The 14525-nt window shown below is 33.0% G+C and carries 15 protein-coding genes; 4 read left to right on the forward strand and 11 right to left on the reverse strand.

Features of this window, described 5'->3' with window-relative positions:
* Positions 1-16 precede the first annotated feature (16 nt).
* Entirely contained in the window at positions 17-1249 is a 1233-nt protein-coding gene (gene pepT, locus G9F74_RS00175) for a peptidase T (protein WP_016108956.1), read from the reverse strand.
* 196 nt (positions 1250-1445) lie between these two features.
* Here pepT and G9F74_RS00180 point away from each other — a divergent pair, with 196 nt between their 5' ends.
* Entirely contained in the window at positions 1446-2090 is a 645-nt protein-coding gene (locus tag G9F74_RS00180) for a YczE/YyaS/YitT family protein (protein WP_001241268.1), read from the forward strand.
* A 119-nt stretch (positions 2091-2209) separates the two neighbouring features.
* Here G9F74_RS00180 and G9F74_RS00185 read toward each other — a convergent pair whose 3' ends face one another.
* From G9F74_RS00185 to G9F74_RS00195, 3 genes are all read right to left on the reverse strand, one after another.
* A complete protein-coding gene (locus tag G9F74_RS00185; RefSeq protein WP_016108957.1) occupies positions 2210-2527 on the reverse strand; it encodes a hypothetical protein in 318 nt (105 codons plus the stop codon).
* Positions 2528-2852: 325 nt separating this feature from the next.
* Positions 2853-3428, reverse strand: coding sequence for a histidine phosphatase family protein (locus G9F74_RS00190; protein ID WP_016108958.1), 576 nt, complete (start codon positions 3426-3428; stop codon positions 2853-2855).
* 108 nt (positions 3429-3536) lie between these two features.
* Positions 3537-4340 carry an alpha/beta fold hydrolase gene (locus tag G9F74_RS00195; protein ID WP_016108959.1) on the reverse strand — a complete coding sequence of 268 codons (804 nt, stop codon included), beginning with the start codon at positions 4338-4340 and terminating at the stop codon, positions 3537-3539.
* Positions 4341-4775: 435 nt separating this feature from the next.
* Between G9F74_RS00195 and G9F74_RS00200 the strand changes: the two genes are divergently transcribed.
* Complete coding sequence (locus G9F74_RS00200) at positions 4776-7496, forward strand: GGDEF domain-containing phosphodiesterase (protein ID WP_016108960.1); 2721 nt, start codon at positions 4776-4778, stop codon at positions 7494-7496.
* 104 nt (positions 7497-7600) lie between these two features.
* Here G9F74_RS00200 and G9F74_RS00205 read toward each other — a convergent pair whose 3' ends face one another.
* The 4 genes from G9F74_RS00205 to G9F74_RS00220 form a co-directional block, all read right to left on the reverse strand.
* Positions 7601-8665 (reverse strand): undecaprenyldiphospho-muramoylpentapeptide beta-N-acetylglucosaminyltransferase, encoded by a 1065-nt coding sequence (locus G9F74_RS00205; protein ID WP_016108961.1) that lies wholly within the window; start codon positions 8663-8665, stop codon positions 7601-7603.
* A 67-nt stretch (positions 8666-8732) separates the two neighbouring features.
* On the reverse strand, positions 8733-9059 hold the full coding sequence (locus G9F74_RS00210) for a DUF6572 domain-containing protein (protein ID WP_016108962.1): 327 nt from the start codon (positions 9057-9059) through the stop codon (positions 8733-8735).
* On the reverse strand, positions 9056-9967 hold the full coding sequence (locus G9F74_RS00215) for an SDR family oxidoreductase (RefSeq protein WP_016108963.1): 912 nt from the start codon (positions 9965-9967) through the stop codon (positions 9056-9058). Before G9F74_RS00215 ends, G9F74_RS00210 begins: the two co-directional genes overlap by 4 nt.
* The gene (locus G9F74_RS00220) at positions 9964-10950 is read right to left on the reverse strand and encodes a UDP-N-acetylglucosamine 4,6-dehydratase family protein (protein WP_016108964.1); all 987 of its coding nucleotides are present in this window, start codon (positions 10948-10950) and stop codon (positions 9964-9966) included. The genes G9F74_RS00215 and G9F74_RS00220 overlap by 4 nt, the downstream gene beginning before the upstream one ends.
* A gap of 464 nt (positions 10951-11414) precedes the next feature.
* Here G9F74_RS00220 and G9F74_RS00225 point away from each other — a divergent pair, with 464 nt between their 5' ends.
* Both G9F74_RS00225 and G9F74_RS00230 read left to right on the forward strand, forming a co-directional pair.
* A complete protein-coding gene (locus G9F74_RS00225; protein ID WP_000376156.1) occupies positions 11415-12593 on the forward strand; it encodes a DUF2515 domain-containing protein in 1179 nt (392 codons plus the stop codon).
* Complete coding sequence (locus G9F74_RS00230; protein ID WP_131202366.1) at positions 12568-12969, forward strand: CBO0543 family protein; 402 nt, start codon at positions 12568-12570, stop codon at positions 12967-12969. The genes G9F74_RS00225 and G9F74_RS00230 overlap by 26 nt, the downstream gene beginning before the upstream one ends.
* Before the next feature lie 22 nt (positions 12970-12991).
* Here the strand turns inward: G9F74_RS00230 and G9F74_RS00235 are convergent, their stop codons facing one another.
* From G9F74_RS00235 to G9F74_RS00245, 3 genes are read right to left on the reverse strand one after another with little or no spacing between them, the layout of a single operon-like run.
* Positions 12992-13417: a YfmQ family protein gene (locus G9F74_RS00235; RefSeq protein ID WP_000214609.1), complete on the reverse strand. Its 426-nt coding sequence runs from the start codon at positions 13415-13417 to the stop codon at positions 12992-12994.
* Positions 13418-13473: 56 nt separating this feature from the next.
* A complete protein-coding gene (locus tag G9F74_RS00240) occupies positions 13474-14145 on the reverse strand; it encodes an LrgB family protein (RefSeq protein WP_000242988.1) in 672 nt (223 codons plus the stop codon).
* A 23-nt stretch (positions 14146-14168) separates the two neighbouring features.
* Positions 14169-14525 (reverse strand): CidA/LrgA family holin-like protein, encoded by a 357-nt coding sequence (locus G9F74_RS00245; protein WP_000878482.1) that lies wholly within the window; start codon positions 14523-14525, stop codon positions 14169-14171.

The raw sequence follows: 14525 nt of genomic DNA on the forward strand, positions 1-14525 counted from the left end.
ACTACTTGGTTCTTGTCTAAGCTTGTTCTTCAAATCGTCTTGCGATTTCTACAATAACTTGAACAGCTTTTTCCATAGTATCTACCGAAACATACTCAAATTTACCGTGGTAGTTTTCACCACCAGTGAAAATATTTGGCGTCGGTAATCCCATATATGATAATTGTGATCCATCTGTTCCACCGCGAATCGGGTGAATGTTCGGTTCGATATTTAAACTTTTCATCGCTTCATATGCAATATCAACAATTTCTCTTACCGGTTCAATTTTTTCAAGCATGTTATAATATTGATCATTCATTTCTAAAACGACCGCATTTTGCCCATACTTCTCTTGCATTTGCTTCACAATATTTTCAACGTTATTTTTACGTGTCTCAAAATTTTCACGATCAAAATCTCGAATAATGTAATACGCTTTACTTTGCTCAACATCACCATTTAAAGAAAGTAAATGATAGAACCCTTCATAGCCTTCTGTATATTCTGGCGCCTCTTCTACTGGTAAATGCCCGTTAAACTCCATAGCAAGTTTCGTTGCGTTACGCATTTTATTTTTCGCTGTTCCAGGATGTGTATTCGTTCCGTTAAACGTTAACTTAGCACCTGCAGCATTAAAACTTTCATACTCTAAACCACCTAATGGACCTCCATCCATCGTGTAAGCGAATGATGCACCAAACGTTTCTACATCAAAATGCGCTGGCCCACGACCAATTTCTTCATCCGGTGTAAATGCTACTCTTATTTTCCCATGCTTAATTTGCGGATTATGTATTAAATGGTTCATTGCAACCATAATTTCTGTAAGACCAGCTTTATCATCTGCACCTAGAAGTGTTGTACCATCAGTTGTAATAATCGTATGTCCTTTATATGATGGTAATTCCGGGAACTGCTCTGGTGTTAAAACAACATTTAGCTCTTCATTTAACGTAATTGCATGACCATCAAAATTTTCATAAATTTGTGGTTTTACGTTTTTCCCCGTAAAGTCTGTTGCCGTATCTAAATGGGCTAAAAATCCGATTACAGGCACATCCTTGTCCGTATTAGCGGGAAGTGTTGCCATTACATAACCATTGTCATCCATCGTTACTTCTGTTAACCCAATTTCTTTTAACTCTTCAACTAATAATTTACCAAATTCAATTTGTCCAGGTGTTGTTGGCACTGTATGGCTTTCTTCATTTGATTGGGTATCAATTTTTACATATCTCGTAAATCTTTCAATAAGTTCTTGTTTCAAGTTCGTTCACTCCCTTTTCTGTTTCTCTCTCCATTATAATCCTTAAAACGAAATATTTTAACTGTTTTGACTGTGAAGATGTATATTTCATTTACATTGTTAACAATTTTAAACGAATGCTAAAAAGGCATAATATTTGTACATTAAAACCGTAACAGGTAACATACATAATTATAAAATATGGGAGGTTTTAAAGATGAGGCTAACTCTCTTTCGCTATTTTCTTTTTTTCTTAGGATTAATTTTCTTTGGCCTTGGAAACGCTCTTGCAGTCAAAGTTAAATTTCTCGGTTTGCATCCTTGGGAAGTTTTAAATATGGCCCTCTACCAAAGATTTGGATGGACCATTGGTACGTGGAGTGTCATATGTGGATTATGTCTCGTTCTCATTTCTTTACTAGTAGATCGAAAATATATAAACGTAGGCACATTTTTAAATGCACTGCTTATCGGTCCTATTATGGACTTTTTCTTACAATCAAATATCCTTCCAAACGCTACTCATTATTTATGGATAAACTTACTCATCTTATTTTCCGGTATTGCAATCACAGGTATTGGGGGAGGTATGTATGTTGCGGCTGGAATTGGTGCTGGACCTCGCGATGGATTCATGCTTACTATTTCCGACAAAACGGGACTGTCTATTAGCCGTGCTAGAATCATAGTAGAATGCGTTGTATTAGTTATTGGATATATGCTAGGAGGTCCTGTTTTCATCGTAACGTTTCTATACACTTTTATTCAAAGTCCAATCTTTCAGCAATCATTTACAGTATTTCAAACACTTTTACACACTTTACATAACAAAAATAAAGAGCAAATTAATGAAAATATATAAAACACAACTAAATACCTATTGCTCTTTTCATTAACTTTCTAACAAATAATTCACCCTATTTACGATTCTCACCGCAAATAGGGTGTTTCTTTTTTTATCTCACAATATAAGAGTATATACTACTCACTCACAGTAAAAGTATAGATATCGTCATAAACACAACCATTTACCCTAATCACATACTCGCCAGGTTTACTAAAACTAATTGTGTATTTATTTAACTGAATTGCTTCTTTATCTCCCGAAAGAACATCAATACTTCTACCACTCAATAAATACTGCTCACTTTGATTCATCTTTACATGAATCGCATTAAAATTCTCCTCTTGCACTTGCGATGTTTCTGCAGCACTTATACTTGGTTCTAAAAAAAGTAGTCCACTTAATCCAATTGTCCCCGCTAAAGCTACTCCCGCAAATTTTCTCATCTTTTTCATCACAATGACCTCCTTCTAAATGTAGCGCAAAGGCGATGTCTCCCCCTTACACCACAAAGCCTATATGTAACGGAATAAAAAGTAAACACGTACAACAAGACAAAATTCTACATCTTTTTCTTCTATTGAATATAAATCCAATGTTTGGAGTTTTGTCATATTTAAAATGGTTTCCTTAAACCAATTTTCCCATAATTTATTCAAATACTGAATAATTACTTATTGATGTAACATTCTAAAAATAGTTGATAAAGATGCTTTCTATTCAAATAAAAAAGATTTTGCTATAAAAGTAACTTTTACAGCAAAATCCATGCAACCAATTTTATTCCGCTTTCCATAATCTCTCTACGTTCATTAATTGTTCTTCTTTAAATTCCATCTTATATATATCCGGTTTTGCTGTATTCATTAAAAATTCAAGCCCATATTGCTTATCAAAATAGTTCATCATCAATGTCATGGCAAGCCCATGTGTACCAATTACAATTTTGCCCCCTTGAAAATCGATTAAGATTTCTTTTAATACTTTCACTACTCTTCTCTGACAATCCGCATATGACTCTCCTTCCGTTCGTGCAAAGTCCGGATTAGAGAACATCTTCTTTACAAGTGGATACACCTCTTTGTCTAATATAATCTGATCCTCACTTGCAAATCGACACTCTTTAAGATTTTCATATACTACTATTTCTTTTTCATAGAAATTAGCTGCCTCTTCTATCGTTAACATAGCTCTCTTATACGGACTTGAAATGAAAGTATCAATTCCCTCTGTTTTTAATATCTCAGTTACTCTATGAGTATCTAAATTTCCTTTCTCAGATAATCCACGTGTTCTTTCATTCCCCTCTATTTTAAGTGATTCACCATGTCTAACCATGTAAATAAATGTACTCATAATTCCTCCTTAAGATTGTTTATACATCACGTTAATCTGTCCCATCCAAAAACTTAGGCGTAATCGCAATATTAATTTATTCCCCTTTAATATACTTTATACACTTTGCTAAGTTGTTCTTCTAATCCACTCTCCTACTAAACTCTCAAATAGTTCAGGCTGTTCAATTTGCAAATTATGTCCTGCCGTGTCTAACACAGCTAATGTCGCTCTTGGATAATTTTCAATCATTCCTATAATATCTTGATACCCTACCGTTATATCTTGTCTTCCAGCTAATAAAAGAACGGGTTTCTCATATTTCTTACGGTGAAAATCTATAGTAAGAGGGTAATTCTTTTGCAACCTTTCAATAAATTCATAATTAGCAACATCTAATCCTGGCTTAATTTCTTCTTTGAATCGTGTATATGTATATTCATTTGCTACCACTGCCAAATCGCAAAATTCTTCTCTTTCGATAGAAGTGAGCGTATTTAAAAACTCCTCGTCTCGTACAAGCACCTGTTTATCCGGTAAAAGTCTTTCTTTTGGTTGTGCTACAACAACAGGACATACTAACAATAATCCATTCACCTTCTCAGACATCTTTGAGAGTATCCCTCTAGCCAAATACCCTCCGTACGATTCTCCTACCAATAAGAATTTTTCAGTAGAAATAATCTCCTCAATAAATGCAATAAGTACTTCTAATATATGGTCTGAACTATTTATCCAATCTGGAACATTCGATTTTCCCATGCCAGGTAAATCAATATAAATTTTTTGATATCCTTCATATTTCTGAAATACTGATTCCATACATCTTTGCATTAACCTATGATCAGGGGCACAGCCATGTATAATAAGGACTGGTTTCCCCTCTCCAACAATTTCGTAGTATATTTCTACATCTTTAATTCGACATAACATTAAAAGTTCACCCTCTTTTTATAGTTTTAATGGCAACACTATCAAACCCACAAAATCATACCTTCTTATCTTATTACTTTCTGGAACTGATTTTCAATTATAAATTTTCAGATTATAAAACAGCAAGTCTTCCCTTTCGTTTTATAACCTAGAAGGAAGTCCCTTGTCATTTTATATGTAATGTTGCATCTCTGCTTGCAAATCACTAAAAAACCTTTAAAATCTAAAGGATGACTAAATATACAAATTCTATCTATATTCCTTATAAACTAAAAATTATTGAACGCAATACTTTTTCAATTTTAAGAAGTATTACACTCTTCAATTCTTTTCTTATTAGCATGCTTTTTATATGGAAATCTGATACAATCCTTAAGTAATATTATTATGTATAGATATTACGAATATAGTGCATAATTAAAGAAGGTGATTTTATTGAAATTAAATAAAAATTTACAACTATGCATATTAATTACAACGTTAGTATGCTATTCAATCTATTTTATGTTTTTCTTTCTGTTCCCTACTCATTTTTCAAATTTCAATGTACGCTTCGCTTCACTCATCATTGAAGCCATTACATTTGTATCACTAATTTACTCTATATATTCTAAAAAGGTTAGTTCAAATCCTTTTTGGATATGTATCACAATAGCAATTGGTAGTTTTTTATTAGGAAAAATAGTATATACGTATCAAGATAACTTTTTTGAGATTCCAATATATCGTTTTACTGTTTCTGATGTATTTTACATGTTTTTTCTATTCTTCTGCCTTATCGCTTTCTGCTATAAAATCTTAAAAGAATGCAACAAATGGGAAAAGGCATTCTTTATTTGTGATCTATGCATAGTACTCATTTCCGTATTCACATTAGAATGGTATTTATTTAATCAGCCAGATTTAAATATATTTTCCCTTTCACTGGGAGATATTTTTCTTTCCTTTCTATATCCAATTGCAGACCTATTATTTCTTCTACTAAGTGTTAGTCTCTTTTTCCGTCCAACTGTTTTTAATTCCAAACGGAAAATTTATATTTTTATTTTTGTATTAATAAGTTCTGCAACTTTTAACTATATTTATTTCTACCTATATAGCTATTTAGCAAATGATACTATAACGCTATTACGTCTTTTATATAGAGTACCTATATTACTTATCGCAATAGCTGCTTCCATTTCAGACGATTATAATAACAATAAAAATTATTTTACTGTACACCCTAGATTAGGGAAAAAGATTTTAGTCGTATTTCCCTATCTGGCCGTCGCAATACTAATCGGGTTTACGTTAAAAGAACAAACATCATCTTCCACTCTCATTACAGGAAATTGTATCGCTTTTGTTTTTGTACTTATTCGACATTCTATTGTGGGTATGCAAAATGCTACTCTAACAAAACGTCTACAAGCATTTAATGCTCAACTAGAAGATAAAGTTACTTTAAGGACTTCTGATTTAGTCCATAAGTCAGAGGCTCTATCTCAGAAACAGCAAAAATTCGAATCATTATATGAATATCATCCTGACCCCATTTTTACAATTGATTTAAATGGAGTATTCTTAAATGTAAATAAGGCAGGAAGCGTCCTACTCGGAGCACCAACAAACGAGTTACTCGGTGAGACATGTTTCTCGATCATTTTAGATGAAGATAAACACAAACTGTTAACTGCATTAGAAAAAGTTAAACAACAAAAATCGGCATCCTTACAACTTAGTTCTCAATATAAAGATGGTTTTATTTATTTTTTATACGTTACCATCGTCCCTATTATGATAGATGGACAAATTTCAGGAAGCTATATTATGGTAAAGGATATTACCGCACAAAAAAAACAACAAGAAGAAATAAAATATTTAGCATTCCACGATACTGTAACGAAAATTGGGAATCGAGCCTATTTCCATAAGAAATTAAGAAAAGTTATAAAGAATGCTCAAACAATAAATAGTGAGTTTGCATTATTATATTTAGATTTAGACCGCTTTAAAGCAATTAACGATACACTTGGGCATTCGTCAGGTGATTACATATTAGAAGAAGTGGCACAGCGATTCCAATCATGTCTTCCATCACATACTTATGTATCAAGAATCGGTGGCGATGAATTTACAATCTTAATTGAAAACTATACTGACCATGATTCCTTATTTCAGTTATGTAACGAATTATTTGAAAGTATGAAAAAACCATTTGTCATACATGAACAAAAATTAAATGTATCACTTAGTATTGGTATCGCTATTTATCCACATTCTGGAATCGATGCCTCTACACTTTTGAAAAACGCTAATGTCGCAATGTATGATGCGAAAGAAAAAGAGCTTAATTCAGTCTCTATTTATGACGATGTAATCGCTAAAAAAATCGAAAGACGATTACGATTAGAGAAAGATTTACCAAACGCACTTCAAAATGAAGAATTATTCCTTTTATATCAACCTCAAGTTGACAGTGAATCTAACAAAATTATCGGTGCTGAAGCTTTGATCAGATGGAACCATCCCGAATTAGGTGTTATTTCTCCATACGAATTTATTCCTATTGCTGAAGAAACACTACAAATTATTCCAATAGGAAAATGGACATTACAACAAGCTTGTGAGCAAATGAAACGTTGGCATGCACTCGGGTATTCTCATTTAAAAATAGGAGTAAATTTATCTGCTAAAGAATTTGAACAAGAAGATTTTGTAAAGTCTATTTCATCTACTTTAGCAACTACAGGCTTACCAGCAAGTTCTCTCGATCTTGAATTAACAGAACGAATTGCAATGATGGATGAAAGAGAAACATTAATAAAACTACGTACACTAAAAAATTTAGGAATTCACATTTCAATCGACGACTTTGGTACAGGCTATTCTTCGCTTGCTTACTTACCTTTATATCCAATCGATACTTTAAAAATCCCGAGGGAATTTATGACAATGTCTGAAACGTGTGAAGATGGAATGGAAATCATTAAAACAATCATCACATTAGCACATACATTAGAGATGTCGGTTATCGCTGAAGGTGTAGAAACGAAAGAACACGTGAATTTCCTTCAAAAAAATAAATGTCAGTTTATTCAAGGTTACTATTACAGTAAACCTATTTATTCTAATGCATTTACTAAGCTGTTAAAAAACGGTATTCGTCTATAGTATATAGCTCTATACAGAATATAATAGGCTACATAATAATGAATTTGAAAAACAAAAGGAAAGAAGATACCTTTTTTCCTTTTGTTTTTCTATTTAACTTTCTATTATTTCACCACTTCATTTATTAAATCTATTAAATGATGAATCCCCTCATCATTTGTTTTCTTATATCCATTCATGTTTTGAACATATCTCTCCTTATTTGCATATAGCCGGTTTACTGCATGTGTAAATGTACTATTACTTGCTCTGTCTTGAAGTAAAACTTCCGCATACCCTTGCCTAGAAAAATAGTCAGCATTTAAAACTTGATCCCCTCTACTGGAACCGTTAGTTAACGGGATAAGCAACATCGGTTTCTTCAAAAATAACAATTCAGAAATAGCAGTAGAACCCGCTCTGGAAACGACAACACTTGCCATATTCAATATATGCGGCAATTCTTCCCCTATATATTCAAATTGCATATAACCTTCCATGCCAATAGATGAATCCACCTTTCCTTTACCACACATATGAACAATATTAAAACTTAATAATAATGTATCTAAACTTTTCCTTACCATATCATTTATCCACTTAGCACCTTGACTCCCACCCATAATTAACAATACTGGCTTATCTTGCTGAAATTCACAATAACTTCTTCCTCGTAATACGTTACCTCTCTCAATTTCTTCCCTTACAATTGGTCCTACATAAACTTTTTTCTCGTTACTTACACTCTCCCCTGTATGAGGAAATGTTGTGCATAGTTTTGTAGCAAAAGGCAATGCTATTTTATTTGCTAACCCTAACGTACTGTCTGGCTCACGTATTACGATTGGTACATGATTTAACCATGCCCCTATAACTACAGGAACTGAAACAAATCCTCCTGCCGAAAAGATAACGTCTGGCTTCACTTTCTTAATTAATTTATAACTTTGTAAGCAGCCTTTTATAATTTTAAAAGGATCTTTAAAGTTCTCCCAATCCCAATATCTCCGAAGTTTCCCCGTTGAAATACTATTGTACTTAACATTTTGAACTAATAACTTTTCAATTCCATTTTGAGATCCAATATACTCAACTCTCCATCCTTTTTCCATAAATTTAGGAATCAATACCATATTAATCATAACGTGTCCTGCTGTACCGCCCCCAGTAAAGAGAATCTTTTTATTCATAACTTATATCCACCTTTATCATTAAAAATCTTGCTTTATATCAACCTATTACATGTAAGTAAACTTACTATTTGTAAATATTTAACTCAAATCCCATATCTTGCAAAAGATCTTTGATAAGTTCATAAAAATCATTTCCATACTCACTACATTCACACTGAGTAAAGACTTGGATTACAGGCCTAATTCCCGTCTCTACTGCTGGATTTTTCCGATTAACCTTTTCCACGTATGCTCGACATTTATTTATCGCCTCATAGATGTGCAAAACATGCGCTTCTTCATCTTTCCAATCCAGCGTATCGACAATCGAAAGAAATAGTGTATTTTGATTATTTATTGCTTCATAACCATTCACATTCATATACTTCTTACACCCTTTTTTATTTTTCATTGCATGCAGATGTCACTGCACTTCGCATATTCAAGTACATCTTTTAATGATTGATGAAATTGAATTTCTGGGATCCAACCTAACTTTTTTATATCCTCTATTACTAAGCTCTCATTTGAGCTGCTTCCACTATTCTCTGTTTCTTTTATAGTAAAATGGAGCTGTGTTAATCTTTTATATTGTTCTAGTACATCTAATAAAGATCGTCTCACTCCTGATCCAATATTATATTGTTTCCCATTTATACCATTACGTAATAACACATGATACGCTTTAACCGCATCACGTACATCTAGAAAATCCCTACTATCTTTCAAACTGTTTACTTCAATAATCGCTTTACTTCTATCCGATTCTATATCTATCATTTTTTTTGCGAGAATCGAACAAATGCCATTCGATTCTCCTGGACCAATTAAGTTTGAGGGCTTTGCAATGATAATATTTGAATCCATTAATCCGCCCCAAGCCTCTGCAATAATGACTTGCATCGTTTTACTTAAACTATATGGATTTGAAACTTTTATGTTATTCATACTATCTGCTTGCAATGCAGATCCTATAACTAATGTTTTACAATGCGAAGCTTCCTGCTTAATCGCTTCTAATAAATACAAAGTCCCTATTACATTAACCTCCATGTATTCAAGAGAAGCTGTCCAAGATTCTATAACTGAATTTCTTCCTGCTAAATGCAATACATAGTCTGGTTTTATTTGTTTCATTACCTTCATTACTTCGCTCTTATTAGTTAAATCACAAGTAATACTATTTCCGATGTTTTCTCTATGTGGACGGTTTTGAAACATAGGAATTACATGAAAGCCCTGCTCTAAAAAATATTGGCAAGCATGTCGACCTGTGAAACCATTTGCACCAGTTATTAAAAGGCTTGCATTTTTTTTCATCGTAGAAATCCTCCTTTTAATAGCATTTGTTTCACCTCATCTTTTGCAAGTAAGTCTTGTTGAGAACTAAAACTCTTCACATCCACAAGCGGATAACTAGCATAATATTCTTGAAGTCCCTCTATAGGAATAGTCGGTAGTACCACAAAATAATTTTGATCAAAACTTATACTTGTTTTACTCTCTACTTCAGATAAAAGCATTTCACTTAATTTTTCACCTGGCCTTATCCCTACTTCTTTTATCTTCACGTTTTCTTTTTTCGAATCTTCGATCAACACCTTTGCTAAATCTGTGATTTTACATGCCGGCATTTTCATGACAAAGATCTCCCCTCCTCTTCCGTCAAATGCTGCTTTAAATAACAACCGAACAGCATCTTCAATCGTTAAGAAAAACCTAGTCATATTTACATCGGTAATTCCTATTTGTGAAGACTTCTTAATTTGCTTTTTAAAAAGCGGCACTACACTTCCGCTCGTCCCTAAAACATTTCCTCCACGAACACAAATGAATTTTGTTTTCTTCGTTTGCACATTCGCATGAACCATTAATTTTTCACCAATTGCTTTTGTCATCCCATACGTATTTGATGGATCCGCTGCTTTATCTGTTGAAACATATATAACTTTCTCAACTTGCATCTGGATAGATGCTTCAATTACATTTTGCGTACCATGTATATTTGTTTTTATAGCTTCATAAGGATAATACTCACATACTGGAACATGTTTTAATGCTGCAAGATGGAATACATAATGTACATCTTGGCAAGCATAAACGAGTTGGTCTTTATCACGAATATCTCCAATGATAAATTTTAATCTAGTTTCATTTATAAACTGTTGCTGCATTTCAAACTGAACCGTTTCATTCCTTGAAAAAATTCTAATTTCTTTCGGTGATTTTTCTAATAATTGTTTTATAAGTTCATGTCCCCACGAACCTGTACCACCAGTAATTAAAATTATTTTATTAAGCATTTCTTTTCCTCCTGCTGTACATTTCATAAAAATTGTATTTATTAAAAGCTATTGAATTATTTTCAATTGATTCAAATCATAATTGTCATTTGTTACATTAAATTGACAAAATAAAAAAACAGAAACTATTAAGCATAGTTTCTGTTTTTCTTTTCGCTTCATAACGGTAAGATTTTTTATACTATTTGCATGATAAATAAATTCCTTGTAAAAAACACCGCTCATTTATTTCTTATACTTGTAATAAAATAAAGTGAAACTTTATTTAGTGGGGGGGGGTTCATCCCCCACTGATTATCAGCCCTCACCAATCGGGCTTTTACGGGCAGCCCGACCTCCACTGAACTTCTTTGCTTCCACTGAATTTTGAGGTGGGGATCTTACTGCCCGGCAAATAGCGGGATAAATAGAATGATTCATAGCCAATAATCACGTTTAAACTTATGAAGAAGGGAGGTAACGGAATGGACCGAAGCAATTCAAATCATACATATAACGGACCTTCCAAAGCACTGCCTCTCTCCCTATTTGATGTAAAAAATGAATTGAAACAAAAAAGCAAACTCATTCATTCTGACACCATGTATACATTAACGAAAGAAGAACAATTCATCATCAACAATATAAAAATACAGACAGAACAACTAAATAAAAATAATGTTACGAGAACACGCGCATACTACCAATTTTACATTCGATATCCAGAAATACATTGGGCACTACTTGGGCATATGGTATCACGTAACGGTGGTTGGAATATGACTGATTTAAAAGGAGACTTATATACGAAACTTTTATCAGAGAAAGATCAAATTACATTTTTTTCTTTTTTAGAAAGAGGGAATTGGCTCATTTTTCAAGATGTATATCCTCAATTTTTACTTTATGAACAAAGTGTTAAAAAAGCAAAAAAGCTATTTCATCTTCTCCCTCACCTAAATGTTTCTACATTTATGGAAACGATGTGGAACGATTTTTGGAAAACTGGGAACAAAAAAACATTAGCAATCGCAACTATTATTAATGAGCAAAACTACTTAGAAAAAAGAGTGATTCAAAATGCACACTTTCAAAAGACCGTACTCAATAGTATCGGATTTAAACTCTTTGATTTCTTTCAGTTTAATCATATCCTTTTCCCTTTCTACGAAAATAATACAAATCAAAAAACTTTATTAATTGGCGATACAATGAAACATTTTACTTCCTTGCATGAACGAATCTTAATTGGAAAAAGGTTGTATTCATTATTATTTCGAGATACACATATTTTATCTCAAATCATATATTGGGCCGAGCATCATCCACATACAGGCTCAAGGAAAGATTACTGGCCTCATTTATTTTCAAGTGTAAATGAATCTTTTTCCCGTGAGTTTTATAAACGCCGAATAAAGAAATGCCAGTTGCGTAGTGGCGCATATCGTATATACAGCCCTGCACTCATCTATGCATGGCGAGATATGAAGCATGAAGAAGTTGAAAGTGAAGATTGGTTTACGGACTGGCAAGTTGTAAATTACTTAGTGGATAAGGAGGAAAATATGAATGGACAAATTACAGAAGACTACTGCAAAACACTCGAAAAAATTGAACTGGCAATTCTCGCAAAGAAAAATGTCCTCCTTCGAGAAGAAGAATAATTTTCTAGCATTAGCAGTTACAATCTTACTCTCTTCAATTATCGGAACTTACTTAGATGCTTTCTTTGTCCATAAGCACATATATTTCTTTCCAGTTAGGCCCTTCCCATCCATATTCTCAGTTAACATTGGCTTTACGTTGTTTGTACTACCGATTTTAACAATCATTTTCATACAAATTTCAAAAACATTATCTGCCGTTTCTAGAACTATATTTATTATTTCCATAGGTATTTGTGCTAGCATTTTTGAACAAGTTGCTGAAGGTTTAGGTTTATTTATACATAGTGCAGACTGGAACCATACATATTCTTTATTTGGTTATATGGTGTTCCTTTCTTTTATTTGGAAAGTATATAATTGGATACAAAAATAAAGAGACCATTATAGGTCTCTTCTTAAGCATACTCTTCAGTTACTGCTAATGGTGCAAACGTTTGAAGACTTTTAGAACGTAAACGATAGGCAACAACTTTCTTCTTATATTGCCTTATTACATCAACATGTTCTTCATAACTATATATCGATAACGTAATTACTCTTTTTCCTTTTTTCGTTTCAATGATTATCGGCGTGCCTTCACCTTGTGGCGGAAAATAATGTTTATCTAAAAATAAAGCCTCGTTAAAATCATTTATAACTTGCAGTTTCATTTCGCCCTCTATATTCTTTCCATCTAGCGATACAGTCGTATGTTCTTCATCAAGTTTTTGATGTAATTCAAATCTACTAATAATGGATTCTACAACAGAAGTTGGCATACTAGAAACTAGAACTTTAATGGCACCAAAAATAAATAATGTAACTATAAACCATGTTGTCACTTTTATCATCTCCATACATTTTAAAATAAGTAGCATTATACTTCTTATTACAACTTTTAAAATATAAATTTCGTTCCATAAGGTATTAATATACTAATGAGTATTCCTGTTACAATCATCGTTACTGAACCGATAGTCGCTTCTTTCTCGCCTTCCTTCACGAGTCGACTCACACCGATAATATGTGATGCGCAACCCATCCCCACTCCTTTTCCAATCGTACTTGTTATCCGGAAAAACTTAAGTACTGTCGGTCCGATAATAGCACCTGTTATTCCTGCAACAACTACAAAACTAGAAGTCATAGTTGGAATACCACCAATTTGATCCGCTAATGAAATGGCAATTGGCATTGTCGCTAATTGCGGAAGAGTTGTTAATATAAATTCCTTATCTATATTCAAAATCCCACCAATCACTACATTCATACTCGTTAAAGCCACTATACCTATCAATACGCCAATAAGTATCGATAAAAAGTTTTTCATAAGTATCTTTCGTTCTTTAAATAGAGGTATGGCTAACGCTACAATTGCAGGACTCAAAAAGCCTGAAAGAACGTCCCCACCATTTTCCTTATACTCATGATGAGAAATGCCAAACATCAGAAATAAGCAAATCATAATTGCTGTAACTGTTAATACTGGTAACATAAATGGAAACGTATATTTTTTATACAGCTTTGTCGCAAATAAATATATGACTACAGTAATAAGTATTAAGACCATTTGAATCGTGCACCTTGTCGATTTTATTTTTTGAATGTTACTAATAATTGACTTACATACCCTGAAACAATCAATGTTACTACCGTACTTGCAACAACTAAAAGGAATATAATACTTCCTTTACTTAAAAGAAAAGATCCATATTCCATTAATCCTGTTGTCGAAGGAATTAAAAATAACGGTAAAAATACGATTAACTTTTCTGCCCCTAACTCAAACCACTTTAATGGCAAAATACGAGTAGAAAGGAGTAGAAACAGCATTAACATTCCTATTAAACTTCCTGGCATCGATAGATGGAATATTCCCTGAATCCACGTACCAGCTAAGCTAAACACATATAGCACGCCTACTTGAAGTAAAAGCGTCACATACTTCAT

The sequence above is a fragment of the Bacillus sp. EKM202B genome (assembly GCF_011066025.1).
In the GTDB taxonomy this organism is placed as follows: domain Bacteria; phylum Bacillota; class Bacilli; order Bacillales; family Bacillaceae_G; genus Bacillus_A; species Bacillus_A toyonensis.